Origin of the sequence: Zwartia sp. (genome assembly GCF_049655405.1) — a bacterium.
In the GTDB taxonomy this organism is placed as follows: domain Bacteria; phylum Pseudomonadota; class Gammaproteobacteria; order Burkholderiales; family Burkholderiaceae_B; genus Zwartia.
Genome location: NZ_JBASJR010000016.1, coordinates 190891 through 217329 on the forward strand (window position 1 = coordinate 190891; position 26439 = coordinate 217329).

The window sequence follows — 26439 nt, forward strand, 5'->3', positions numbered from 1 at the left end:
AAGAAGCGGGGGCCGTGGCGGTTAAAAAAGCCGTGCGTAAAACGCCTGCGCGCAAAAGTGCAGCAAAAACGACGTCCGTCTCCGAGACATCTTCCCCTGAGCTCATTGCAGAACCAACAGCAGCGCCTCGCAAAACGACTGCGCGTAAAACACCTGTTCGTAAAACTGCAACAAAAACAGCCAGCATTGCAGCAGAGCCAATTGTTCAGGAGTCTGCGCCTATCTCTTCAGAGGCAGCAGGCGCGCCTGCTGAAAAGACTGTCCGCGCGCCTAGAAAGCCGCGTGCTCCTAAGCCCGTCGAGGCGGCGCAGGCAGAGCCTGCCCACTCGCGTGAATCTGTGAGTCGGGATGCCGTCGAGGTCCGCATGGATGTCGCTCCCGAGGCACCTGCAGCCGCATTTGTACCGAACGAAGTCAGCGATTCAGGATCTTTTACTGATGCGGCATCTTCCGCACCTAAATCACGTGGTCGAAAATTACGCACACCGTTTCGTCGTCGTCGCAGTGATGCGCCCGAGGCAGGTCGTTCATTCGAAGAAGGTAGCGCCCCAGCTCGCGCAGACTTTGTGTCGTTTGACGAAGATGCACGAGACACTGTGGACTTTGGTGATCCGGTTGAGGCTGAAAAAGAAGCTGAACAGGCTTTGTCATATTTGAGTCAAGCAGACCGAATTGAACAACGCCTGAACAAGTACTTGAATAGTGATGTTTTGATGCCAAAACTTCACAAGGTGCTTGCGGATGCTGGTATTGGCTCACGTCGCGAGATGGAAGAGTTGATCATCGCAGGTCGAGTGTCTGTCAATGGTGAACCGGCTCACATCGGTCAACGCGTAGGCGCCAATGATGCGGTGCGCGTCAATGGCCGACCCATTACACGGACCAATACAAAAAAACCGCCACGCGTGATTCTCTATCACAAGCCCGCTGGCGAGATCGTCAGTCATGATGATCCAAATGGTCGTGCAAATGTGTTTTCACGTTTGCCAAAAATGAAAGTTGGCAAGTGGCTGTCCATTGGGCGTTTAGACCTCAATACCGAAGGATTGCTAATTTTCACCACGTCTGGTGATCTTTCTAATCGTTTGCTGCATCCTCGTTACGGTAATGAGCGTGAATATGCTGTTCGTGTGCTCGGCGAGCTTGGTCCAGAGCAAAGACAGTCCTTGCTTGATGGCGTAGCACTAGACGATGGTCCTGCAAGTTTTGGAATGATCGAGTTTATTGGCGGTGAGGGAAGTAACCGTTGGTATCGTGTGACGCTGAACGAAGGAAGAAACCGCGAAGTGCGTCGCATGTTTGAGTCTGTTGGTTTAACGGTGAGTCGTCTGATTCGTACACGCTTCGGTGACATCGTTTTGCCAACCACGTTGCGACGTGGGCGCTGGGAAGAACTGGACTCAAAACTTGTGTCTGCTCTGATGGTTCAAGTTGGTCTGATTCGCGACGATGACTCTACGGATGGGCGGTCACGCTCGCCCAAACAACCCGTTTCGCACGATAGCGCCTTACCCCCTGGGTTTGGTACGCTCGAGCGAAACGGTACACACGGTGCCAAAATGGGCCGTCGCGGAAAAGTGCAAGGTGGTCGTTCTGGTAAGCCAGGGCCTTTTGTCCATCCATCTGAAAATGCTGCAGCTGTTCTGACGGTCGGAGGCGGTTATGCCAACGGTCACCCCCAAGGTGGTCAGGGGCAGGGAGCTGGGCGCGGTGGCCGAGGCAAACCTCCTGGTGCAGCGAGTGCAGGTCCTCGTGGCCCAGGGCAGCATGGCGGTGCCAATAAATTTGGTCCCAAGGGTGCTGCCCGGCCAGGGCGTCCCGCTCGTCCAGGTGGTCGAGGTCCGCAAGGTGCCGGCGCGCAAGCCGGTCAGGGTAGCTCGGCAGGTCGGGAGTTCGTTCCAGGCGCGGGTGCCGAGCAAGGTCGCGAACACAATCAATTTCGTGAACCCGGTCAAGGTAGACCAAGGGGGCCGGGTGGTCCTGGCGGGCAGGGGCGTCCACCCAAGCAAGGCGGCTCTCGCGGGCCGGGCACAGGCTCGGGCAAGCCGGGAGGTCGTGCCAAGTCCGGACCGGGCAATCCATCTGCCCGATCGGCACCCAAGGGTGATGATTGGCAGCCACGTGGTGCCTCTGCGCACGAGTCGCGTTTAGGATTTACCAAGTCTTCGCGTGGCGATCGATAGGTTGTTTCTCATGGCTTAGGGGTGAAAAGTTACTTTGTTGCACATCAATCTGTCGTAAATCGTTGCTGCAACAAGACTTTTTCCCCTGAACATGCTAAAATTTAGGGCTAATGAGTATTGACTAATGAGTATTGTCTAACCGAGATTGACTCACTTTTTAGCAGTCTTGATGTTTATTTGTTGCAAACGGGCTGTTTTCAGCCCTTTTTTTTTGGACGTATGGCAGATCTTTTTACAATTTCGCAGCAGGCACTAGCCTCCATGGATATCGAGTTTATCGATATTGAGCGCGCAGCGCTTGGTCTTTTGCGCGTCACGATTGATCGACCCGAGGGTATTCGAATCGAAGACTGCGAACAGGTATCCAAGCATTTGTCACGTGTGTTTGAGGTCGAAAATATTGATTACCGCAGGCTTGAGGTTGGCTCGCCCGGTGTCGATCGACCACTTAAAACCGAAGCGGATTTCAAGCGCTTCATCGGTGAGCGGATCGAAGTCAAGCTTCGCGAAGCCGTCGATAACCAAAAGATTTTTTCTGGCGAGTTAGTGGATCTGAGTGGATCTGTTAGCGCTACGGGTACCGAGGCGGTTTTGCCTTTCGGTATTGAGTTTGAGGCAAAAAAGGGCGAGGTCAAGCAGGTCGCATTTGCGTTTTCCGACGTAGAGCGCGCCAAGCTGAATCCCGTTCTGGATTTCAAGGGCAAAAAGCGATGAGTCGCGAAATTCTTCTGTTAGTTGACGCGTTGGCGCGTGAGAAAAACGTCACAAGAGACGTCGTATTTGATGCACTCGAAGGTGCTTTGGCTTCGGCCATGAAAAAGCGCTTTAAAGAGGACGCTGACATCCGCGTGTCTGTCAATCGCACGACTGGAGATCACGATGGTTTTCGTCGCTGGTTAGTCGTCCCCGACGAGTTGGGGCTCCAAGAGCCAGACCAGCAGGAAATGCTTTCAGATGCCCGCGAGATTGTGGCTGACATCGAGGTCGGTGAGTACATCGAAGAAGCCCTCGAGCCAATCGAGTTTGGGCGCATTGGTGCTCAGGCTGCCAAGCAAGCTATTTTGCAGCGTATTCGTGACGCAGAACGTGAACAGATTCTGAATGACTTCTTGGATCGCGGTGAGATGATCGTCTCAGGCTCGATCAAGCGTATGGACAAGGGCGACGTGATTGTCGAGACTGGCAAAATCGAAGCGCGTCTGCCACGTAGCGAGATGATTCCGAAAGAAAACTTGCGCGTGGGTGATCGCGTACGTGCCTGGGTGCTCAAGGTTGATCGTACTGCTCGTGGACAGCAGGTCATCTTGTCGCGTACTGCCCCCGATTTCATTCGTCAACTGTTTGAAAACGAAGTGCCCGAAATTGAACAAGGTTTGTTAGAGATCAAAGGCGCTGCCCGCGATCCAGGTATTCGCGCCAAGATTGCTGTCGTAGCCTATGACAAGCGCATCGATCCGATTGGCACCTGCGTGGGTATGCGCGGTTCGCGCGTGACCGCGGTGCGTAATGAGTTAGGTGGTGAGCAGGTTGATATCGTTCTCTGGTCCGAAGACCCAGCCGAATTTGTAATCGGAGCACTCGCACCGGCCAACGTTGAGTCGATTGTGGTGGACGAAGACCGTCATGCAATGGATGTTGTGGTTGACGAGGAAAACCTTCCCAAGGCTATTGGTTCAAAAGGCCAAAACGTTCGTCTGGCCTCTGAGCTCACGGGTTGGCAGATCAATATCATGACTCCCGAAGAAAGTCAGAACAGACAAGAAGTTGAACGCGCCCAGTTGCGCAGCACGTTTATGTCTCGTTTGGATGTCGATGAAGAAGTTGCCGACATCCTGATTGATGAAGGCTTCACTGGACTTGAGGAAATTGCCTACGTTCCGATGCAGGAACTCTTGGAAATTGAGTCTTTTGACGAAGACACGATCAACGAACTGCGTACGCGTGCCCGCAATGCTTTGCTGACAGAAGCGATCGCTCAAGAAGAGCGCGTTGAAACTGCACAAGACTTGTTGTCACTTGAGGGCATGACGCCTGAGTTGGTCGCCAAGCTTGCCGCAGGCGGTGTTACAACCCGCGATGAGCTCGCTGAACTCGCAACCGATGAGCTGGCTGAAATGACGGGTCTGGACGAGGCGGCATCAAGTGATTTCATTATGGCTGCGCGTGCACATTGGTTTGAAGATCAGTAAAAAATATCAGTTAGTAGGGCAACATGCGTTGCCCCGCACTTGAAGTTGTCACGCTGTAAAAAGGTAAGAGAGAGTCTAATGTCGAGTAACACAGTCGCCCAGTTCGCTATCGAGCTGAAAATGCCTGCCAATGTGCTGTTAGAACAGCTGCGCGCTGCAGGCGTCGAACTCACTTCAGTCGAAGATAACGTCACTGATGGCGATAAGGCTCGCTTGCTTGAGTCGCTGCGTCGCTCGCACGGAGCGACTGAGGGCAAGAAAATCACCTTGACCCGCCGTCAGACCTCGGAAATCCGTCAAGCCGACGGTTCTGGTCGTTCGCGTACGATTCAGGTCGAAGTACGTAAAAAGCGCGTCTTCGTCAAACGTGATACTCCTGAGCTTGGTGATGCTGCTCAAGCGCTTGACACGGATTCAGAAAAGGCTACTCAGCCCGAGACGCTTGAGGTTTCAGCTCCCGTGCAAGCGGTTGAGATGACTCCAGAGTTGGCCGCTCCAACAGCGCCAATAGTGCCTGCTGAGACCGCTCCTGCAAAAGCTGAGCCTGTGGCCCAAGAGCAGACTGCCGAGCCTGTTGTGGCGCCTTTGGCTACGGAAGCTGTGGATCGCGTGACTGAACAAGCCGCCGCGCAGGCTGCTGCAAAAGCCGCTGCGAAAGCATTGAACCAAGCTCTGAATCCCTCGCCAGCATCGCCAGTCGCCGAAGCTGCGGTTTCAGCTCCCGCTTCATCCTCATCCGTCGCTGCAAATGTAGAAGTCACCCCAGCGCAAGAGACTACATCTACTGCCTCGAGCGATAAGGTTTTAGCGACTGAGTCTTTGCCTCAGGCAGATGCCTCAATTGAGGCGCCTGCTGCTGAAACGAAAGTTTCTGCCGAGGCGGTCGCTTCAGCCCCAATCGACGCAACGCCTGAGCAGGCCTCCGCAGCTCCTGACGCATCAAAGTCTTCAGATGTTGCTGCGCCTGTCGACTCAGCCAAGCCTGCCAAGTCAGCGCGTGGACGTGCCATTCCTCCCGTGCATGCAGCACCGATCGAGGGCGAGGCGCGTGATGAAGCTCGTCGCGCCTCCGAGGCCGAGGCAGCAGCCTTACGAAACATGCTCAATCGTCCCCGCAAGGTGTTACGACCTGAGCCCGAAGCCGCCGCTCTTTCCGGCACGCTTCACAAACCGGCTGCCACGACTGCACCCGCCAAAGGTGCCAAGAAAGAAGGCGCTGTCGATACTGCTGGTAAAAAAGTGCTCAAGTCAGGCGAAATGGCCTCGACATGGACGGATGACGCTTCACGTAAAAAACCTGCTGAAAAGCGGGATGCTCCTGCGGCACCTGGTCGTGATGGCTGGCGTGCGGGTGGCAAAAGCAAAACAAGTGGCAAGAAGGGCGCACGTGGACAAAATAATGTCACCCAAGATCGCCGTGAGCCCGCTCCAGTTGAATTCATCGCGCGTGAAATTCACGTGCCTGAAACCATCAGTGTGGCTGATCTCGCCCACAAGATGTCCGTCAAAGCAGGTGAGGTGATTAAGCATCTGATGAAGTTAGGTCAGATGGTCACTATCAACCAAGTACTTGATCAAGAAACTGCGATGATTGTGGTCGAAGAGCTCGGACACAAAGCCATTGCGGCGAAGTTGGATGATCCTGAGGCTTTCCTCGACGAATCCGTACCGCACGAGGACGTTCAGCTGTTTGCGCGTGCTCCTGTGGTCACTGTCATGGGACACGTTGACCACGGTAAGACTTCGCTGTTGGATTACATCCGCCGTGCCAAGGTCGCCTCTGGCGAAGCTGGTGGAATTACCCAGCACATTGGTGCCTATCACGTACAAACAGAACGTGGCATGGTGACGTTCTTGGATACTCCTGGACACGAAGCCTTTACGGCAATGCGTGCACGTGGTGCCAAGGCGACTGATATTGTGATTTTGGTGGTCGCAGCTGATGACGGCGTGATGCCACAGACCAAAGAAGCGATTCACCATGCAAAAGCAGCAGGCGTGCCTTTAGTTGTAGCGGTCAACAAGATTGATAAGCCCGATGCCAATCCTGAGCGCGTCAAGCAGGAGTTGGTCGTTGAGGAGGTGGTGCCTGAGGAATACGGTGGCGATGTGCCCTTTATTTCTGTATCCGCCAAAACGGGTCAAGGCATTGATGAGTTGCTCGAAAACGTTTTGTTGCAAGCTGAAGTGCTTGAATTGAAAGCAGCGATCGAAGCTCCAGCCAAAGGCATCGTGATTGAAGCGCGACTCGATAAGGGGCGTGGTCCGGTCGCTACCATTTTGGTTCAGAGCGGTACTCTGCATCGCGGTGATGTGGTTCTTGCAGGCGCCAGTTATGGTCGTGTGCGTGCCATGCTGGATGAGAACGGCAAGCCTATTCAATCGGCAGGGCCTTCTATTCCAGTCGAAATTCAAGGCTTGACCGAAGTGCCTTCAGCGGGTGACGAGTTGATGTCGCTGGCAGATGAGCGTCGGGCCCGTGAGATTGCGCTATTCCGTCAGGGTAAGTTCCGTGACGTGAAGCTTGCGCGTCAACAGGCCGCCAAGCTCGAGTCAATGTTTGAAAACATTGTTGAAGGTTCACAGACCTTGTCCTTGATTGTCAAAACAGACGTTCAGGGTTCGCAAGAAGCTCTGGTCGCCTCTTTGCTCAAGCTGTCCACCGAAGAAGTGCGTGTTCAGGTGGTGCATGCGGCAGTCGGTGGTGTGTCCGAGAGTGATGTCAACCTGGCAATCGCCTCTGGTGCTGTGATTATCGGCTTTAACGTCCGTGCGGATGCGAGCTCTAAAAAGCTGGCGGAAAACAACGGCGTGGATATCCGCTACTACAACATCATTTATGACGCAGTCGATGAGATCAAGCTTGCCATGTCTGGCATGCTGGCACCTGAGAAACGTGAAGAGATCATCGGCATGGTCGAGATTCGTGAGGTGTACACAATTTCACGTATCGGTACTGTGGCGGGTTGTATGGTGACCGATGGTGTGGTGCGACGCGACTCACAGATCCGCTTGCTACGTAACAACGTGGTGCATTGGACTGGCTGGCTCGAATCATTGCGCCGTTTCAAGGACGATGCCAAAGAAGTTAAATCAGGCTTTGATTGCGGTATCACCTTGCGTGGTAACAACGACTTACAAGTTGGCGATCAACTCGAAATTTTTGAAATCAGGGAAGTGGCTCGTACGCTTTAATGCCCATTAATGAGTCGTCATAAACAAAAAACCTCGCCCGGCCGCAATTTAAGGCTCGCTGACCAGATCCAAAAGGATCTGGCCATCATCATTCAGCGCGAAATCGATATGAGTCGTGCTGGACTGATCACGCTTTCTGGGATTGAGTTGACCACTGATTATGCACACGCCAAGGTTTATTTCACAGTGCTTGGGGCTGAAGCCGAACTCGCCCAAGCATTGTTGAATGAAAAAGCGGGCTGGTTTCATTCTCAGTTATACAAGTTACTGCATATCCACACTGTGCCTACCTTGCACTTCTTTCATGATCCGCGCCTCAAGCACGGTATCGCGATGTCCGCATTGATTGATCAGGCGAATTTGCCTGGCCAATACGCTGGCGTCCCTGACGAGCCTGATGACAAGCCTTAAGGCTGTCGTTTTGGAAAACTGACGATGGCTAAAAAACGCGGGCGCGTGCTCGATGGTGTGTTGTTGCTGGACAAGCCTGTGGGTTTGTCGAGTAATCACGCGCTTCAGCGCGCCAAACACGCCATGGATGCCCAGAAAGCAGGTCATACCGGCACGCTTGACCCCTTTGCAACCGGATTGTTAGTGTGTTGTATGGGACGTGCCACCAAGATTTCTGGTGCAATGTTGAGTGCAGACAAGGGCTATCGAGCCACGATCGCGTTTGGTCGTGAAACGGACTCTGGCGACTTGACTGGAATTGTAGTGAGTGAAGCCTCAGCGGATTTTTCTGGAATGACTGAAGCGACATTGCGTCCTGTGCTTGAGCGCTTTATGGGAACCCAATTGCAGATTCCCCCAATGGTGTCTGCGTTAAAGCGAGATGGTAAGCCGTTATATGAATATGCGCGTCAAGGGATCGTTCTTGAGCGCGAGCCCAGAGAGATCACGATTCGGCAGCTTGAATTGCTCAGCATGACCCCGATGTCGGCTGAGGTGCAAGTGTTGTGTACAAAAGGCACTTACATCAGGACGCTCGCACAAGATATTGGTCGTGCACTCGGTTGTTTCGCACACTTGTCCGCATTGCGTCGCACTCAAGTCGGTCCTTTTTCGCTTGAGGGTGCGATTGAATTAGAAACATTACAGACGATGGAGTCACCAGAGAGTGTCTTAATCGCGATGGAAGATTTACCCGCTGAGCTTGTGCCAGCGAAAAAAAGCACAGCTTCGCCAGGCGTTGTTTCGCCTGGTTCCATTCATGTATCACCCGCGGACGATTTGTCCGCTCAGACTCACTAAAGGATTTGTATGTCACGCGCATTGCGTAACGTTGCGATTATTGCCCACGTCGACCACGGCAAAACGACACTCGTCGACCAACTTTTGCGTCAGTCCGGTACCTTCCGGACAAACGAACGCATGACTGAGCGCGTGATGGACTCCAACGATCTTGAAAAAGAGCGTGGCATTACGATTCTGTCCAAGAACTGTGCTGTTGAGTACGAGGGGACTCACATCAACATCGTTGACACCCCCGGACACGCTGACTTCGGTGGTGAGGTCGAGCGTGTGTTGTCGATGGTGGATGGTGTCTTGTTGCTGGTCGATGCTGTCGAAGGCCCAATGCCACAGACTCGCTTTGTGACTAAAAAAGCGCTGGCGCTTGGACTCAAGCCTATTGTCGTGATCAACAAAGTGGATCGCCCGGGCGCACGTTGCGACTTTGTGATCAATGCGACGTTTGAACTGTTCGACAAGCTCGGTGCAACGGAAGAGCAGTTGGACTTTCCAGTCATTTACGCGTCAGGTTTGAACGGCTATGCCGGTCCTTCCGAAGACGTCCGTGAAGGCGACATGCGCCCACTGTTCAATGCCATTCTTGAGCATGTGCCGATGCGTGAAGATGATCCTGATGCGCCTTTGCAGCTTCAGATCACCTCGATCGATTACAGCACCTATGTGGGCAAAATCGGTATTGGCCGGATTCGTCGTGGCCGTGTGAAAACCGGCATGGACGTGGTGTGCTTGAACGGCCCAGATGGTGCAACCTTTAAAGGACGCGTCAATCAGGTCCTGAAATTCAAAGGCCTTGAGCGCGAAATCGTGGACAGTGCGATTGCAGGCGATATCGTGTTGGTCAACGGCATCGAAGATATCGCAATCGGTACCACCTTGTGTGCGCCTGAAAAAGTTGAAGGTCTGCCGATGCTCAAGATTGACGAGCCGACATTGACCATGAACTTCATGGTGAACACCAGCCCGTTGGCAGGTCGCGAAGGTAAGTTTGTGACGAGTCGTCAGTTGCGTGAGCGTCTGGATCGCGAACTCAAGTCCAACATGGCCTTGCGTGTGCGTGACACGGACGACGATACTGTTTTCGAGGTGTCAGGTCGTGGTGAATTGCATCTGACGATTTTGATCGAAACGATGCGTCGCGAAGGCTATGAAATGGCTGTATCGCGTCCACGTGTAGTGTTCAAGGAAGAAAATGGTGTCAAACTTGAGCCATACGAAAACTTGAGCATTGACCTTGAGGACAATACTCAAGGTGGCGTGATGGAAGAGCTCGGCAAACGCAAAGCCGAATTGCTCGACATGGTCAGCGATGGTCGTGGACGTACCCGTCTCGAATATCGTGTGCCAGCGCGCGGTTTGATCGGCTTTCAGGGCGATTTCATGACGATGACGCGTGGCAACGGTTTGATGAGCCATACGTTTGATGCCTATGGTCCTGTCAAGGACGGCATGCTCGGAGAGCGTCATAACGGCGTGCTGATTAGCCAAGACGATGGCGCAGCTGTGGCGTATGCACTCTGGAAACTTCAGGATCGCGGTCGTATGTTTGTTGTTCACAACGATCCCGTGTACGAGGGCATGATCATCGGTATTCACAGCCGTGACAATGACTTGGTCGTGAACCCCATCAAGGGCAAGCAACTGACAAACGTGCGTGCTTCAGGTACGGATGAAGCCGTTCGCTTGGTTCCTCCTGTCGACATGAGTCTTGAGTATGCAGTCGAATTCATCAGTGATGATGAGTTGGTCGAGGTCACACCCAAGAGTATTCGTTTGCGTAAGCGTTATCTCAAAGAGCACGAGCGTCGCAAGATGTCGCGTGATGGCGCCTAATCACCGCCTGAGTCAATAAAAAACGCAGCCTAGGCTGCGTTTTTTTATCCGGCTACGATATTAAACCGTAGCCCCCCGAAAGGCTTAGATACCGCGGCTTAGATGCCGCCTAAGCACACGTATTTCATTTCCATGAAGTCGTCCATGCCATAGACAGAACCTTCGCGTCCTAGGCCGGATTGTTTGACACCGCCGAAAGGTGCCATTTCATTAGAAATCAGACCGGTATTGACACCGACCATTCCGTACTCAAGCGCTTCGGCGACGCGGAAAATACGGCCGATATCGCGACTGTAAAAATAGGAGGCCAAGCCGTAGTCGGTATTGTTCGCCAGACGAATGACTTCGGCCTCATCGGTAAACTTGACGATGGGTGCCAGAGGACCAAACGTCTCTTCACGCATGCAAAGCATATCTTCGCTGACTTGCGTGATAACAGTAGGTTGGTAAAAACGCCCACCGCGCGCATGCTTTGAGCCACCGCACAAGATCTTGGCGCCTTTGGCGACGGCGTCTTGAACGTGCTCTTCGACTTTGGCAACAGCCGCATCATCGATCAACGGGCCGGTTGTGACCTTGTCCTCAAAACCTTCGCCCACGGACAATGAGCCTGACACGCGCGCGGCAAGTTTTTCTGCGAAGCTATCGTAGACCTTGGCGTGGACATAAAAGCGGTTCGTACAGACACAGGTTTGACCTGCATTGCGGTACTTGGACACCATGGCGCCTTCGATGGCTGCATCGATATCGGCATCTTCGAAAACGATAAAAGGGGCATGACCGCCAAGCTCGAGTGACATTTTCTTGAGGGTCTGTGCAGACTGCTGCATCAAAATGCGACCAACGGGTGTTGAGCCTGTAAAGGTCAGCTTGCGAACAATCGGGCTATTGCACAACACTTTACCGATGGCGATCGATTGGTCGCTATCGGCGGTAATGATGTTGAGTACGCCTGCAGGGATGCCTGCTTGCTCGGCCAATACAGCCAGAGCCAACGCTGAAAGAGGCGTTTGCTCAGCAGGTTTGAGTACGATTGTGCAGCCAGCTGCCAAAGCAGGTGCGACTTTACGCGTAATCATTGCAGTCGGGAAATTCCAGGGCGTAATTGCTGCGCAGACACCAATCGGCTCTCGCAGCACCAGCATGCGGTTCGTGGCAATCGGTGCCGAGATCGTATCGCCCATGACGCGCTTGGCCTGTTCGGCAAACCACTCAACAAACGATGCACCGTAGGCGATTTCACCCTTTGCTTCTGCAAATGGCTTGCCTTGTTCGACGGTCATAATCCGTGCCAAGTCATCTGTATTGGCGATGATTAAATCAAACCACTTGCGAAGAATTGTGGAGCGCTCTTTGGCTGTGCGTGCACGCCAGGCTGGAAAGGCCGCATTGGCGGCTTCGATCGCGACTTGCGCGTGATCCGCCCCAAGGTTTGCAACGTGTGCAATGTGTCCACCGGTTGCGGGGTTGTCGACTGCGAATACGCCACCGTCTTTGGCATCGACCCACTTACCGTTTAAATAGGACTGCGAGCGCAGCAAGTCAGGGTTGTTAAGTTTGATTGGAAATACGGCGCGATCCATGTTGTCTCCGACAATAATCAATAAACGAACGTCAATAGATAAATATAAATCATTCTAGTGCAGTCGCAGGTTTTAGACGGGCGCATTGGGCTGGCGACTGACGATCCCGGGGTGATCACGGTAAAAATCCACTAAATGTTGCACGACGCGTGCTGGGTCGTCTTCAATGAGCAGCGTGTGACGATCCAAAGGGTTAATCAGGGCTGTTTGCTCGAGCTGCGTCCGGATCCAGTTCATGAGTCCCCCCCAAAAGGCCGAGCCAACCAAAATCACCGGTCCAGGTGGAATTTTTCCTGTTTGAATCAGTGTGACAGCCTCGAAAAGCTCGTCGAGCGTCCCAAAGCCCCCGGGCAATACAACATAGGCCAAGCTATGCATGAAAAAGGTGGCCTTGCGCGATACAAAGTGTTGAAAAGGCAGGGTAATCGTCTGAAAATCGTTATGTTTGGCTTCTTTTGCTAATTTGATATGCAAACCAATGCTCGCGCCACCCGCCTCAAACGCCCCTTTATTCGCGGCCTCCATAATGCCGGGCCCGCCCCCTGCAATGATCGTGAAGCCAGCCTTTGCCAATCCGCGCGCAATCTGCTCACTTGTTTCGTAATGCGGGGAGTCTTTTTTGATCCTCGCGCTGCCAAATATACTGATAGCAGGCCCTATCTTGGCCAGAGTCTCGGCTGCATGCAGCATCTCTGACATAATTTGGGTTGTTTGCTGGAGTGCCGGCGAAACTACTTCTTCTTTGTGGCCCATGAAAAAAACCTTGTTGCTAGTCGATGGATCGAGTTATTTGTATCGTGCCTTTCACGCGATGCCAGATTTGCGCAATGCGCAGGGCGAGCCGACGGGAGCCATCTACGGCGTCGTCAATATGATGCGCAAAATGTTACATGATTACCAGGCGCAGTATGCCGCATGTGTGTTCGATGTGCGCGGTAAGACCTTTCGCGAGGACCTCTACCCAGAATACAAGTCGCATCGTCCTCCCATGCCCGAGGATCTGGCTGCTCAGATTGAACCGATCCATGAGGCGATTCGCGCAATGGGTTGGGCGGTCATCGGTGTCGAAGGGGTGGAAGCGGATGATGTGATCGGAACCCTCGCACACTGGGCAACCGACCACGACGTTCATACGGTGATTTCAACTGGCGACAAAGACTTGGCGCAGCTCGTCACGCCTCATGTCACCTTGGTCAACACCATGTCCAACGAAAAACTTGATCCAACTGGCGTGGTGCGCAAGTTTGGTGTGGGCCCGGAGCGAATCGTTGACTACCTGATGTTAGTGGGGGATACCGTCGATAACGTTCCAGGCGTTCAAAAAGTCGGTCCTAAAACAGCCGCCAAATGGATTGATGAGTATGGCTCGGTGGATGCCTTGGTGGAGCGGGCAGCTGAGATCAAAGGTGTGGCAGGCGAAAATTTGCGTGCCGCGATTGCTCAGTTTCCTCTCACGCGAGAGTTGTTAACGGTCAAAATTGATTGCGATCTCACGCAGCAAGTCCCAAACATCGAGACCTTGGCACCCAAGAGTCCAGACCGCGAGGCTTTAATTAAGCTTTACGAACGGTATGGTTTTCGTTCTTGGTTACGCGAACTGACTGGTGAGCAAGAGCGCGTGCCAACAGGCGATGCGCGCGTGCCCGTCGAGGCTGTCAAACCGGTCGCACCTACCCATCAGCAGTATGAAATGGTGACGGACATGGCACAGCTTGATGCCTGGTTAATCAAGCTTGCTGGCGCCGACTGCGTGGCGCTCGATACAGAGACAACCTCTCTAGAGCCCATGCAAGCGCGGTTAGTCGGCATTTCCCTATCTGTCAAAGCGGGAAGTGCCTGCTACATTCCCGTCGGTCATCGGAGCACGGACTCGCAAGGCCAGCTTTCCAAGGAGGAGGTGCTTGCGCGGATGAAGTCATGGCTTGAGGATACTCGTGCCACTAAGTTGTTACATCACGCTAAGTACGATACACATGTGTTTGCCAATGAAGGCATAGACTTACGCGGTGTCGCCAACGACACAATGCTGCAGGCTTATGTTTTAGAGTCGCACCGTGGCGTTGGGCTCGAAGAGTTGTGCCAGCGGTACTTGGGCATCAAGGGCGTGTCCTACGAGGAGATTTGTGGCCGTGGCGCGCATCAGATCGGGTTTGACCAGGTTGATCTCGAGCGTGCGACCCAGTACGCCTGCGAGGATGCTGACTTTACGATGCGTTTGCATGCAGTTCTGCGCCCACAGATACGCCAAGAGCCAAAGCTTGAGTACATTTACGCACTTGAAATGCAAGCTTCACGGGTACTGTTTGAAATTGAGCGAACAGGAGTGGGGATTGACTCAGCGGAGTTAGGCCGACAAAGCCATGTACTCGGACAGGAGCTACTTGAGCTTGAGAAGCGCGCCTACGAACTGGCGGGTCAACCTTTCAACCTCAACTCGCCTAAGCAATTGGGAGAAATACTGTTCGGCAAAATGCAGTTGCCCGTGGTGCGCAAAACTGCAGGCGGAGCGCCTTCAACCGACGAAGAGGTGCTAACCAAGCTCGCCGAGGACTATCCTTTGCCCAAAGTTTTGCTGGAGTATCGTGGACTCGCCAAGCTCAAGTCCACCTACACCGACAAGCTCCCCAAAATGGTCAATCCGGCGACGGGCAGGGTACATACCCATTACTCTCAGGCCTCTGTGATCACTGGTCGCCTTGCGTCTTCTGAGCCTAATTTGCAAAACATCCCCGTTCGGTCAGAAGCGGGGCGTAGAGTGAGGGAGGCATTCATTGCCACCAAAGGGAAAATCGTCTCTGCGGACTACTCGCAAATCGAATTGCGCGTGATGGCGCATGTATCGAACGACGCCAATTTACAAAAGGCTTTTGCTGCGGGAGAAGATATTCACCGCGCAACCGCTTCAGAGGTGTTTGGTGTAGCGTTAGCTGATGTCACAGCAGAGCAGCGCCGCGCCGCCAAGGCGATTAACTTTGGTTTGATTTACGGCATGGGCGCCTTTGGTTTGGCGACCAATCTCGGTATCACTCGCGATGCCGCTCAGTCATACATCGACCGTTATTTCACTCGCTATCCCGGCGTCGCGCAGTACATGGCGGAAACTAAAACACTGGCGCATGCACAAGGCTTTGTCGAGACGGTGTTTGGCCGACGGCTATGGTTGTTAGACATTAATGCGGCGGGTGCCCGAAGGGCGGGGGCAGAGCGTGCCGCCATCAATGCCCCCATGCAAGGCACCGCAGCTGATCTCATCAAACTTGCCATGGTGGCCGTGCAAAATTGGCTCCACGATCAGCATTTGAACAGCAAGATCGTGATGCAGGTCCATGACGAACTGGTGTTGGATGTGCCAGACGATGAGCTCGAGCAAATCAAACAAAATCTCCCTCGTTTAATGTGCGAGGTGGCAAGTTTGAAGGTTCCTTTGGTCGCCGAAGTGGGTGTAGGACCAAATTGGGAGCAAGCGCACTAAGGCCACTTTTCACTGATTGGCTTTTATTGTTGAAAAAAAAAACGCGCCAATGGCGCGTTTTTTTAGCATTCGCCCATCAGCGCATTAGCGCACAGGCATATGTTGCAAAGCCTGAATACGTGCCTGGATAGGTGGATGTGTGGCAAACATGGCGCTGATGCCACCACGCCCAGCGATACCCGACGCCTCAAAGCTCTTAGGCAGATTGCCTGGCTCCAAACCGCCTAAGCGTGCGAGCGCGCGAATCATAGGCTCACGGGAGCTCAGCAGTTGGGCTGAGCCCGCGTCTGCGCGGTATTCACGTTGACGTGAAAACCAAGCCACAATCAAACTCGCAACAATGCCGAAAGCGATTTCGCACACAATCACGGTGATGTAGTAGCCCATGCCCAGACCCTTGTCATTTTTAAGGAGCACGCGATCTACAAAATAGCCGACGATGCGGGCAAAGAACACTACAAACGTATTCACGACACCTTGAATCAGCGTCAGGGTGATCATATCGCCGTTCGCAATGTGAGCGACTTCGTGTGCCAGAACTGCGGAGATTTCTTCTTCGGTCATGCCATCCAGCAGACCTGTGGAGACCGCCACCAGGGAGCTGTTACGAAACGCACCCGTTGCAAAGGCATTTGGCTCGCCTTCATAGATCGCGACCTCGGGCCGACCAATACCCGCCCGATCCGCCAGCTGATGAACGGTATCGACCAGCCATGCCTCACGCGGTCCGCCGGGGGCTTGTGGGTCAATGATCTGTGCACCCGTACTCCACTTGGCCATGGGTTTGCTAATCAGCAAAGAAATAATGGATCCACCAAAGCCGACAATCAAAGAAAAGATCAACAACATCTGCACATTGAGACCTTGTGCAGTAATAAACCGATTAACACCCAAAATGCTGAGCGTCACGCTGAGCACCAGCATCACAGCCAAGTTAGTGATCAAAAATAGGACAATTCTTTTCATGTTTTTAAATGATCTTTGAACGTTAAGGGAAACCGCAGCTCATGATAACTTAGCTGTGACACTCACGGATTGAAAGAGTTCCCGGAAGGGAAGTTGGCAGGGTGATCTTCGAGATCCTGGCCCATGGCAGCGCGATACCACTCGTGAAAGTGTTGCATCCCATCTTCCATGGGAGACTGATAGGGGCCCGTTTCAGAAACACCACGCTTGAGGAGGGCAAGCCGTCCTGCATCCATACGTTCTGCAATCTCGTCATCCTCAATAGCCGTTTCCATGTAAGCCTCTCGTTGCGCTTCGACAAACTCTCGCTCAAAAAGCGCGATTTCTTCGGGGTAATAGAACTCAACGATATTGACGGTTTCTTGCGGGGACTTAGGATAAAGCGTAGATAGCACCAGCACATGCGGATAGAGCTCGATCATATGTCCCGGAAAATAGGTGACCCAGACGGCGCCAAAATCAGGTGTCCGCCCCTGACGGAACTGCATCAGTTTTTCGTGCCAGGTTTTGTAGGCAGGCGAACCAGGCTGAGAAAGCGCTTGGTGCACACCGACTCTTTGCATGCTGTAGAACTCTGCAAACTCCCAGGATAAATCGTCGCAGGTGACGAAATGACCTAAACCGGGGTGAAAAGGAGCGACGTGGTAATCCTCAAGGTAAACCTCGATAAAGGTTTTCCAGTTGTAGTTGCATTGATGCACTTCAACGTGATCGAGCACATAGTCTGAGAAATCAAACTCAGGACGTTTAAACAGGTTGCCAATATCCTTCAGCGGATCGCGAGGACCTTCAAACATCAAACCGTGGCATTCCTTGATCGGAAAGCGTTCGAGATTGAGGCAGGGTTTGTTGTCAAACTGAGGGGCACCAAGGAGCTGACCCTTTTTGTCATACGTCCACCGGTGCAAGGGGCATACGATATTTCCGCCAGTACCCACAAGATTGCCATGGGTATTGACGTGGCCAGCAACGTTCCCGGTTTGTCCGCCGAGCATGAGCGCTTGACGATGGCGACACACATTGGACAAGAGTTCGACGCCATTTTCGCCGCGCACGAGTACACGCCCATTGTTTTCATGGGACAAACTCCGCCAGTCTCCAAGATTGGGCACACCTTTGTGGTGCCCGACATACATGGAGGACTGTTTAAAAATATTAGCTTGCTCGCGTGCAAAAAGCGCTTCGTCAGAATAGGCGTTGACGTGCAGCTGAGTGCGAGCTGGGGCTAAGTGCACCATCCGACCAATGTCGGTCATGATTCCCTCCGCATGGAAGCATGCCAATGCGTTCAGTGCCGCGCTGGCGCGAAGAAAAATCGGATTGGCCGATCACCATCACAAAGACCTGATTGTAACCCAAGCTATCGGGTACTTTGCCGGCGCTGATCTCGTACAATTGCTAATTATTCAAGTGTGTCTTTCCCAAGGTGGTTGTCCTCTATTTTCATCATCTTGTTTGGTCCGCGTGCTTAGCATTGTTTGTTAGGCATTGTTTATTGGAGTGTTGTTTGAACAAACCCGCAAAAGTTACAGGTACAGCGTCCGGCACAGAAGCGCCGTCTGACCTGCCTCAGGATTTTGAAACGGCGCTTGCGCAGCTCGAAGAACTTGTCGCAAAAATGGAATCTGGTGTCCTGCCACTAGAGGAGTCTCTCGTGGCGTATCGTCGAGGGGTCGCGTTGACCCGCGTGTGTCAGGAGCGTTTGGCCCAAGCTGAACAACAAATTAGTGTGCTGGAGGCAGGTTTGCTGCGCCCCTTTGATGTCTCGGATCGTCAGGCGGAGTGAAGCAAAACGTGTCTGCCTTTTCTGATTGGCTGAGTGAACGGGCCGCTCACATCCAGCAAGTGCTGGACAGGGAGATGCCGCAGTCTGATGTGGTTCCCGCGCGTTTGCATGAGGCCATGCGCTATGCCGTGCTTGGGGGAGGCAAGCGCGTGCGCGCAGCCTTGGTCTATGCGGCCGGCTTGAGTTGTTTGAAAAATAGCGCCGAGCCTGGTTCAGAACCTGCTTTGATGCGCGCACTAGATTGTGCGGCCGTCGCGGTGGAGCTGATTCATGCATATTCTTTGGTGCATGATGATCTGCCTTGTATGGATGATGATGTGTTGCGCCGCGGTCAGCCAACGGTTCATGTCCAGTTTGACGAGCCGACGGCTTTACTGGCTGGCGACGCTCTTCAGCCCTTGGCTTTCGCGTTTTTAGCGCAGATGCCCATTGCCCCAGAACGGGTGGTTCAAGCCACTCAGGCGCTTGCGCAGGCAGCCGGTAGTCTCGGTATGGCGGGCGGTCAGGCGATTGACTTGGAGAGTGTGGGTGTCAACCTGTCTCAGGACGAACTTCAGCACATGCATCGTCTGAAAACAGGTGCGTTACTGTCTGTGAGCGTCATGTTAGGTGGTTTGGCAGCAAGCGCTAGCGCACTGCAACAGCAAGCATTGATGCGCTATGCCGGTGCGATGGGATTAGCATTCCAAGTCGTAGATGATGTGCTGGATGTGACCGCAGACACCTCAACACTCGGCAAAACTGCCGGTAAAGATGCTGCGGCCAACAAGCCCACCTATGTGAACTTGTTGGGGTTGGAGCCAGCGCGAGTGTTGGCAAAAGAATTACATCGGGAGGCGATCGATGCGATCGCGCCCTTGGGCGAATCCGGTCGACACTTAGTCGGATTGGCGGACTTTATTGTGTTGCGTGACCACTGACGAGAAATATGTCTACAGATTTGCTTGATCGTATTGCACAGCCCTCGGACCTCAAAGCCTTGGATCGACGTGAGCTTAAAAAGCTTGCTGACCAATTACGCGGCTTCATTTTGGACTCGGTCTCCAAGACAGGCGGACACCTATCCTCCAATTTAGGTACGGTTGAATTAACCGTCGCGCTTCACCACGTCTACGACACACCGCATGACCGTATCATTTGGGATGTGGGGCATCAATCCTACCCGCACAAGATTTTGACCGGCCGAAAGGCTGAGATGGGAACGTTGCGTCAGTTTGGCGGTATCTCAGGTTTTCCCAAGCGCTCCGAGTCTGAGTTCGACGCTTTCGGGACAGCCCACTCGTCCACCTCAATTTCAGCCGCACTCGGTATGGCCGTGGCCTCGCGCAATGCGGGTATTTCCCGCCAACATATCGCAGTGATCGGGGATGGCGCCATGTCTGCGGGCATGGCCTTCGAAGCGATGAACAATGCGGGCGTGACACCGGGCATCAATTTGTTGGTGATTTTGAACGACAATGACATGTCGATTTCGCCACCTGTGGGGGCCCTCAATCGCTACCTTGCGAGGCTCTTGTCAGGTCAGTTTTATGCGGCGGCGAAAAACATGGGCCGCGCCGTCTTGCAGCATGTGCCGCCCGTACTAGAACTTGCCCGTCGCTTGGAAGAACATGCCAAAGGCATGGTCATGCCCGCAACCCTGTTTGAGGAAATGGGATTTAACTATGTCGGCCCGATTGATGGCCATGACTTGGATGCCTTAGTGCCGACCTTGCAAAATATGCGTGCCCTCAAAGGGCCTCAGTTTTTGCACGTGGTGACTAAAAAAGGGCAGGGCTACAAGTTGGCTGAGGCTGACCCCGTGCTCTATCACGGTCCCGGCAAGTTCGATTTGGCAGTTGGCATTCAAAAATCAACAGTGGTGCCAAAGGTCACATTCACCCAGGTGTTTGGACAGTGGCTCTGCGATATGGCTGATCATGATCCCCGCCTCAATGGTGTGACGCCTGCTATGCGTGAAGGCAGCGGCATGGTGGAGTTTGAGCGCCGGTTTCCGACCCGCTATTTTGATGTGGGTATTGCGGAGCAGCATGCCGTGACTTTTGCGGCTGGCATGGCCTGCGAGGGTCAAAAGCCCGTGGTGGCCATTTACTCAACCTTTTTACAGCGCGGCTATGATCAGCTCATTCACGATGTGGCCTTGCAAAATCTGGATGTGACGTTTGCGCTGGATCGGGCAGGGCTGGTCGGCGCAGACGGTGCAACCCATGCAGGCAATTATGACATCGCCTTTTTGCGTTGCATCCCGAATATGGTGGTTGCAACCCCCTCAGATGAAAACGAAACGCGTTTATTGTTGACGACCTGTTATCAATACCCTGGACCGGCTTCCGTGCGTTACCCCAGAGGCTCGGGCGCAGGTGTGCCGGTTCAAGCGGGACTTGATACGGTTCCTGTCGGGCGAGGCATTGTTCGTAGGCGTGGAACAGGTGTGGCAATGCTTGTCTTTGGCACGCTTTTGCCAGCGGCGCTGCAGGCAGCCGAATCGCTGGACTTGACCGTCGTCGACATGAGATTTGTCAAACCCATTGATACTGAACTCGTGCTGGAGATGGCAGCAGCGCATCCGCTAGGCCTAGTGACGCTCGAAGAAGGTTGCATCATGGGGGGGGCAGGGGGAGCAGTGTCTGAGACCCTTGCTGCGCATGGAGTGGTGATGCCCATTTTACATTTAGGCTTGCCAGATCGATTTATCGATCATGGAGACCAAAACGCTTTGCTTGCGGGCGTAGGATTGGATGCGTCTGGGGTTGAGCGCTCGGTTCGACTTCGTTTCTTTGGGGGTTGAGGTCTCTTTTTACCCTATCCGTTTGCAAAAAAGCGCTAAATGCGCGAAAATAATAGACTTTCTTGCTCGATTGACTTGTTTTGACTTGGTTACACAGAGTCTGATTCAGGTTCGACGGGCTGCCCCCGGTCTGAGCGTTTTGCTCAGTTCGGATATCCTCAGGAGTGCATTGCATGCGCCATTACGAAGTTGTTTTTATTGTTCATCCCGACCAGAGCGAGCAAGTGCCCGCCATGGTTGAGCGCTACCAAGCGCTGGTGACCACTCAGGGTGGAAAAGTCCACCGCACCGAAGACTGGGGACGTCGCCAGTTGGCATACCCTATTCAAAAGCTCGTGAAAGCACACTACCTGTGCTTCAACATTGAGTGTGGTCAAACAACTCTTGACGAGTTGGAGCATTCTTTCCGCTACAACGACGCCGTTCTGCGTCACCTTGTCATCAAGACGAAAGCTGCTGAGACAGAGCCTTCCATCATGATGAAACAAGTTGAGCGCGAAGAGGCTCGTAAAGCTTCCGCAGAAACAACACCTGACGACGCCGAGTAAACCGGAGTTGTCGTGCAGCAGTCAGAAGTCAGTCGGATAGAAGTCGATCCGAAAGATGTGAGTCGGACAGAAGTCAATCAGTTCATCGTACAAGGTTTGATCTCTGAACTTTCACCTCTGCGGTACACACCCGCAGGCGTCCCAGTTCTTGAGTTTTTGCTCTTGCACGAGTCCGAGGTCACTGAGGCAAGTCAACCACGCCGCATCTCTTTCAGTATTGGAGTGGTCGCGATGGGAGATTTAGCTCAAATGGCTGGCACGATGGGTTTAGGTTGCAAGGTCCGGCTTCAGGGTTTTCTGGCTCCGGTACGAAAAGATTCTCAAAAATATAGGCTGCATGCGCAGCGTATTCAACAAATTTGAACAAGGCATATCATGGCTTTCTTCGGTAAACGTAAAGAAAAAAAGAAGTTCACGCAACAGAACCCGCTTTTCAAGCGTCGTAAGTTCTGTCGCTTTAGCGCGGCTAATGTCGACCAAATCGACTACAAAGACCTCGACACACTGCGTGATTTCATTCAGGAAAACGGCAAGATTATTCCTGCTCGTTTGACTGGCACAAAAGCAATTTATCAGCGTCAGCTGGACTCAGCGATCAAGCGTGCGCGCTTCTTGGCTTTGCTGCCCTTCACTGATAACCACAACTGATCCCGGGGCCACTATGCAAATCATTCTGCTCGAAAAAGTCGTTAACGTTGGAAACCTCGGTGAAGTTGTTCGCGTGCGCGATGGCTATGCTCGCAATTTCCTGATTCCTCAGAAAAAAGCACGTCGTGCAACTGAGGCCGCTCTCAAAGAGTTCGAACTTCGCCGCGCTGAGCTGGAAAAAGCCCAAGCCGAGAAGTTAGCCGCTTGCCAAGCAATGGGTGAGCGTCTCGAGAGCTTCTCTCTGAGCATCAAACAAAAAGCTGGTGTGGATGGCCGTTTGTTTGGCTCTGTCACCAACATGGATATCGCGCTTGGTTTAGTCGCTGCCGGTTTCACAGGCATTGAAAAGTCGCAAATCCGTTTGCCAGAGGGTCCCCTCAAAGTCGTCGGTGAGACAGCCATTCAGGTTGCTCTCCATCCTGACGTCGTCAGCAGCATCACTGTTGTTGTGGTGGGTGACTTGGTCTAATTTAGACCGATGCACGCCTGATAAAAAGCCGGCTGTTGCCGGCTTTTTATATTTGATCTACCTGAAACACTGAACTCTTCACAGATGAACGCTCCTTCAAACTTTGAGCATGATCTTCATGCTTGGCTCGCTCGTCACGCTAGTCAGTCAAACGGCGTACACATGGCTGAATTGGGTGGGCGCGTCTGTGTGATCAAGATCAGAAGACCTTCTGCACTGGGCGCAGTGAGTTATTTCATTCGTTATCTTCGTGCCTCACTTATTTCGCTCTTTTGCTGGTGGGGATTCAAAGAGCGGCCTTCGGCCCGGGTATTGCTGCGAAATGGCGTAGAAGCCGAGACGCAACGACTACTCGACCTGCATGCTCAGGGCTATCCTGCTCCCGAAGTGCTGTACCACGCACCTGGTGTATTGGTGCTGGCCTTCGTCGGTGAGAATCTTCCAACCGAAATCCGCGAGTCTTCGCTCCAGCAGCGACTCGCCTGGATGGATCTTGCCGCGCAGGATCTCGCCAAGTTTCATCAGGCAGGCTTTGTGCATGGTGGCGCACAGTTACGTAATTTGATGGTGCTGGAGGGGCAGTTGACCCGGATCGATTATGAGGAAAACATCGGTGAGGCTCTCTCGAAATCGGTCGGCCAAGCCTATGATGTTTACCAAATGATTTCTTCGATGGCGGGCCTGCGCGGTGAGCAGTTTTCCGAGCAGGAGAGACGTCTGTTATGCGCACGCTTATTGAGTACTTATTTACAAGCCAATCCCGATCTCGCCGTCCGCAGGCAAGTTATTCGGTTTGGTCAGTTGTTTGCGGTGGTTGAGCGCTATGCAGGTTGGCTCTTACGTCGTTTACCCGGTCGCGATGTGCGCGGTTTCTTGTACGTCACGGATACCTTGAGGTTATGATTCATCTATGAACAATCAGCCAGATCCACAGCTAGAGTACCTCCGTGTCCCGCCGCATTCTGTCGAGGCAGAGCAGTCCGTCTTAGGCGGATTGTTACTCGACAATGGCGCGTGGGAACGCGTCACCGATGTCGTCAACGAAGAAGACTTTTACCGCTACGATCACAAGCTGATTTGGCATCATATTTCTCGACTGATTAATCTTTCTCGTCCTGCCGATGTGGTCACGGTTCACGAGTCGATTGCCAGCGTGGGTAAATCCGAAGAAATCGGTGGGTTGGGTTACCTCAATGCGCTCGCTCACAACACACCTTCGGCGGCCAATATCCGACGCTATGCTGAAATCGTCCGCGAGCGCTCCATGTTGCGCAAGCTTGTGACTGTTGCAGATGAAATCGCGGCGACCGCCTTTAATCCTCAAGGCAAAGAAGCCCGTCAGTTGCTCGATGAAGCAGAGTCAAAGGTTTTTAAAATTGCCCAAGAGGGCGCTAAAGCTAGTGCTGGTTTTAGAGAAATTCAACCTCTGCTGTCTGAGGTGGTAGAGCGCATCGATGAACTCTATCACCGCGAAGGCGATACCGACGTGACGGGTGTGCCGACTGGCTTTACCGATCTAGATCGGATGACCTCGGGCTTACAAGGTGGAGATTTGGTGATTGTGGCGGGTCGACCCTCCATGGGTAAGACTTCGCTGGCCATGAACATTGCCGAACACGTTGCAATCGAACAGGGACTTCCTGTTGCAGTGTTTTCCATGGAGATGGGGGCGGTGCAGCTCGCAATGCGTATGCTGGGTTCGGTGGGGATGCTGGATCAACACCGCATGCGAACAGGCAAACTATTGGCGGATGATTGGCCTCGGGTGACGCACGCGGTGCAGCGCATGCAAGATGCTCAAATGTATATTGATGAAACGCCTGCGTTGAGTTCAGTCGAGGTACGTGCGCGAGCCCGTCGTCTTGCGCGCCAATGTGGCAAGCTCGGTTTGATCGTGATCGATTACTTGCAGTTGATGGGAGCTAGCTCCGCAGGAGAAAACCGCGCAACCGAGATTTCAGAGATTAGCCGTTCGCTCAAGGCGCTTGGCAAAGAGCTTGAATGCCCCGTGATAGCGCTGTCGCAGCTCAATCGAAGTCTTGAGCAAAGGCCCAACAAGCGTCCTGTGATGTCCGATTTGCGTGAATCCGGCGCTATCGAACAAGACGCGGATTTGATCTTGTTTATTTATCGTGACGAAGTGTATAACCCCGACTCACCAGACAAGGGAACCGCTGAGATCATCATTGGTAAACAGCGTAACGGTCCGATTGGGACCGTACGCCTGACCTTCCAGGGCTCTAGTACAAGGTTCTTGAATTTTGCGGGCGGAGGCGGTGCAAGTTACTAGTTCAGCTCTGCACGAGACATAGCAACGGCTTGGCGATTTTGTACGATTTGTCTGATTTTGACGGCATCGCCGATGCGCGTGCCTTTTCCGTCTGCATTGAGCAGAACGATTGCCGTATCACGGTTGTTGATGCGAGCCACCATCACCAAGCACTGACCGGCTTCGTTGATAAAGCCCGTCTTTGACACTCTGATATCCCAGTTAGGATTCGTCACCAGCATGTTCGTATTGCGGAATAAGGTTGCATGTCCGCGCGAAGAAATTTCGTGCTGTTGATTGGTGGTGTAGTAACGGATGCTAGGACGTGCAGCGGTCGCTTGCATCAGCTTGACCAGATCACGTGGAGTCGCAACGTTTGCGCTTGATAAACCAGTCGGTTCAACAAAGCGGCTGTCATTCATACCGAGCTCGCGCGCCTTGTTGTTCATGGCGGCAACAAAGGCCGGCATTCCACCAGGATAGTGACGTCCCAAGGCATTGGCTGCGCGGTTCTCAGAGGACATCAGCGCCAAGTGCAACATATCACCGCGGGACAGTTTGACGCCCACTGCTAAGCGTGAGCGACTAAATTTCACAACATCCACATCGGCTTGGGTCACTTGAAGCATTTCATCAAGTGGTTGCTTGGCATCTACGACCACCAGAGCCGTCATCAGTTTAGTAATAGAGGCGATCGGGCGTGCCACATCGTCGTTACGAGAAAAAATGACAGTCTTGCTATTGAGATCTTGGACAAACACAACATTCGAGCGCAGGGCGGCGGTCGGGTTGCCAGACTTACTCTCTGCTTGTGCGCGTTTGGCACTCGCTGCGCTCGTGACGGCGGCCGTCGTGGCACCAGCTGCCAGCGCTTTTTGGTTGGTTGAGTTTGACTTGGTGCCACGCGAACCTTGTGGGGTACCGCCCGGAGCTGCTTTCTTTTGCGTGGAAGCTGTTTTATTGGACGACTTTTTTGACGAGCTTGCGCTTTTCTTTGTCGTTGTATTTTGTGAGGTTTTTTTAGGCTGTGTGGGTTTAGCTTTAGCCGTTGACGGCGTCGAAGTCGTGCTCTGAGCAAAACTAGGGGTGCCAGCCAGTGCCACACTGATGCAAACGAGGCCTGTCAGGCAAGCATTGCGAAGGGGTAAAAAAAGACCTGCACGCATTCCCAGCGCCCTTTAAAGTATAAAAACTATGCAAATTATATACTTAGCAGGGTTAGTTAAACCAATTATTTATTTACATTTCTTAATATACGGGTT

Annotated in this window: 22 protein-coding genes; 17 read left to right on the forward strand and 5 right to left on the reverse strand. The window is 53.1% G+C overall.

Features of this window, described 5'->3' with window-relative positions:
- Nucleotides 1–365 precede the first annotated feature (365 nt).
- From WBJ47_RS15160 to typA, 7 genes are all read left to right on the forward strand, one after another.
- Complete coding sequence (locus WBJ47_RS15160) at nucleotides 366–2183, forward strand: pseudouridine synthase (protein ID WP_422246471.1); 1818 nt, start codon at nucleotides 366–368, stop codon at nucleotides 2181–2183.
- A 219-nt stretch (nucleotides 2184–2402) separates the two neighbouring features.
- Nucleotides 2403–2897: a ribosome maturation factor RimP gene (gene rimP, locus WBJ47_RS15165; protein WP_422246385.1), complete on the forward strand. Its 495-nt coding sequence runs from the start codon at nucleotides 2403–2405 to the stop codon at nucleotides 2895–2897.
- Nucleotides 2894–4372 (forward strand): transcription termination factor NusA, encoded by a 1479-nt coding sequence (gene nusA / locus WBJ47_RS15170; protein WP_422246387.1) that lies wholly within the window; start codon nucleotides 2894–2896, stop codon nucleotides 4370–4372. Before rimP ends, nusA begins: the two co-directional genes overlap by 4 nt.
- A 78-nt stretch (nucleotides 4373–4450) precedes the next feature.
- Nucleotides 4451–7567, forward strand: a complete 3117-nt coding sequence (gene infB, locus WBJ47_RS15175; RefSeq protein ID WP_422246389.1) for a translation initiation factor IF-2 — start codon at nucleotides 4451–4453, stop codon at nucleotides 7565–7567.
- 9 nt (nucleotides 7568–7576) lie between these two features.
- A complete protein-coding gene (rbfA, locus tag WBJ47_RS15180) occupies nucleotides 7577–7978 on the forward strand; it encodes a 30S ribosome-binding factor RbfA (RefSeq protein WP_422246391.1) in 402 nt (133 codons plus the stop codon).
- Nucleotides 7979–8002: 24 nt separating this feature from the next.
- The gene (truB, locus tag WBJ47_RS15185) at nucleotides 8003–8818 is read left to right on the forward strand and encodes a tRNA pseudouridine(55) synthase TruB (RefSeq protein ID WP_422246392.1); all 816 of its coding nucleotides are present in this window, start codon (nucleotides 8003–8005) and stop codon (nucleotides 8816–8818) included.
- 9 nt (nucleotides 8819–8827) lie between these two features.
- Nucleotides 8828–10648 (forward strand): translational GTPase TypA, encoded by a 1821-nt coding sequence (gene typA / locus WBJ47_RS15190; protein WP_422246394.1) that lies wholly within the window; start codon nucleotides 8828–8830, stop codon nucleotides 10646–10648.
- Nucleotides 10649–10746: 98 nt separating this feature from the next.
- On the opposite strand, the gene WBJ47_RS15195 is transcribed toward typA, so the two are convergent.
- Both WBJ47_RS15195 and WBJ47_RS15200 read right to left on the reverse strand, forming a co-directional pair.
- On the reverse strand, nucleotides 10747–12231 hold the full coding sequence (locus WBJ47_RS15195; RefSeq protein WP_422246396.1) for an NAD-dependent succinate-semialdehyde dehydrogenase: 1485 nt from the start codon (nucleotides 12229–12231) through the stop codon (nucleotides 10747–10749).
- Nucleotides 12232–12303: 72 nt separating this feature from the next.
- On the reverse strand, nucleotides 12304–12930 hold the full coding sequence (locus WBJ47_RS15200) for a TIGR00730 family Rossman fold protein (RefSeq protein WP_422246472.1): 627 nt from the start codon (nucleotides 12928–12930) through the stop codon (nucleotides 12304–12306).
- A gap of 52 nt (nucleotides 12931–12982) precedes the next feature.
- Here WBJ47_RS15200 and polA point away from each other — a divergent pair, with 52 nt between their 5' ends.
- Nucleotides 12983–15703 carry a DNA polymerase I gene (polA, locus tag WBJ47_RS15205; protein ID WP_422246398.1) on the forward strand — a complete coding sequence of 907 codons (2721 nt, stop codon included), beginning with the start codon at nucleotides 12983–12985 and terminating at the stop codon, nucleotides 15701–15703.
- An 84-nt stretch (nucleotides 15704–15787) separates the two neighbouring features.
- Here the strand turns inward: polA and htpX are convergent, their stop codons facing one another.
- Complete coding sequence (gene htpX, locus WBJ47_RS15210) at nucleotides 15788–16669, reverse strand: protease HtpX (RefSeq protein WP_422246400.1); 882 nt, start codon at nucleotides 16667–16669, stop codon at nucleotides 15788–15790.
- A 62-nt stretch (nucleotides 16670–16731) separates the two neighbouring features.
- Nucleotides 16732–17925 (reverse strand): aromatic ring-hydroxylating oxygenase subunit alpha, encoded by a 1194-nt coding sequence (locus WBJ47_RS15215; protein ID WP_422246402.1) that lies wholly within the window; start codon nucleotides 17923–17925, stop codon nucleotides 16732–16734.
- Between the two features lie 251 nt (nucleotides 17926–18176).
- Between WBJ47_RS15215 and WBJ47_RS15220 the strand changes: the two genes are divergently transcribed.
- The 9 genes from WBJ47_RS15220 to WBJ47_RS15260 all read left to right on the forward strand — a co-directional run bounded on the left by WBJ47_RS15220 (nucleotide 18177) and on the right by WBJ47_RS15260 (nucleotide 25198).
- On the forward strand, nucleotides 18177–18455 hold the full coding sequence (locus WBJ47_RS15220; protein ID WP_422246404.1) for an exodeoxyribonuclease VII small subunit: 279 nt from the start codon (nucleotides 18177–18179) through the stop codon (nucleotides 18453–18455).
- Entirely contained in the window at nucleotides 18452–19375 is a 924-nt protein-coding gene (locus WBJ47_RS15225; protein WP_422246405.1) for a polyprenyl synthetase family protein, read from the forward strand. The genes WBJ47_RS15220 and WBJ47_RS15225 overlap by 4 nt, the downstream gene beginning before the upstream one ends.
- 8 nt (nucleotides 19376–19383) lie before the next feature.
- Entirely contained in the window at nucleotides 19384–21243 is a 1860-nt protein-coding gene (dxs, locus tag WBJ47_RS15230) for a 1-deoxy-D-xylulose-5-phosphate synthase (RefSeq protein WP_422246407.1), read from the forward strand.
- Between the two features lie 173 nt (nucleotides 21244–21416).
- Nucleotides 21417–21791 carry a 30S ribosomal protein S6 gene (gene rpsF / locus WBJ47_RS15235; RefSeq protein WP_422246409.1) on the forward strand — a complete coding sequence of 125 codons (375 nt, stop codon included), beginning with the start codon at nucleotides 21417–21419 and terminating at the stop codon, nucleotides 21789–21791.
- 12 nt (nucleotides 21792–21803) lie between these two features.
- A complete protein-coding gene (gene priB, locus WBJ47_RS15240) occupies nucleotides 21804–22154 on the forward strand; it encodes a primosomal replication protein N (protein ID WP_422246410.1) in 351 nt (116 codons plus the stop codon).
- A 12-nt stretch (nucleotides 22155–22166) separates the two neighbouring features.
- Nucleotides 22167–22439, forward strand: a complete 273-nt coding sequence (gene rpsR, locus WBJ47_RS15245) for a 30S ribosomal protein S18 (protein ID WP_312851545.1) — start codon at nucleotides 22167–22169, stop codon at nucleotides 22437–22439.
- A 13-nt stretch (nucleotides 22440–22452) separates the two neighbouring features.
- The gene (gene rplI, locus WBJ47_RS15250; protein WP_422246412.1) at nucleotides 22453–22908 is read left to right on the forward strand and encodes a 50S ribosomal protein L9; all 456 of its coding nucleotides are present in this window, start codon (nucleotides 22453–22455) and stop codon (nucleotides 22906–22908) included.
- An 84-nt stretch (nucleotides 22909–22992) separates the two neighbouring features.
- Nucleotides 22993–23811: an RIO1 family regulatory kinase/ATPase gene (locus tag WBJ47_RS15255; protein ID WP_422246414.1), complete on the forward strand. Its 819-nt coding sequence runs from the start codon at nucleotides 22993–22995 to the stop codon at nucleotides 23809–23811.
- A gap of 7 nt (nucleotides 23812–23818) precedes the next feature.
- Nucleotides 23819–25198 carry a replicative DNA helicase gene (locus WBJ47_RS15260; protein ID WP_422246416.1) on the forward strand — a complete coding sequence of 460 codons (1380 nt, stop codon included), beginning with the start codon at nucleotides 23819–23821 and terminating at the stop codon, nucleotides 25196–25198.
- Here the strand turns inward: WBJ47_RS15260 and pbpG are convergent.
- Entirely contained in the window at nucleotides 25195–26343 is a 1149-nt protein-coding gene (gene pbpG / locus WBJ47_RS15265; RefSeq protein WP_422246418.1) for a D-alanyl-D-alanine endopeptidase, read from the reverse strand. The two genes, WBJ47_RS15260 and pbpG, sit on opposite strands and share 4 nt — an antisense overlap.
- Nucleotides 26344–26439 lie beyond the last annotated feature (96 nt).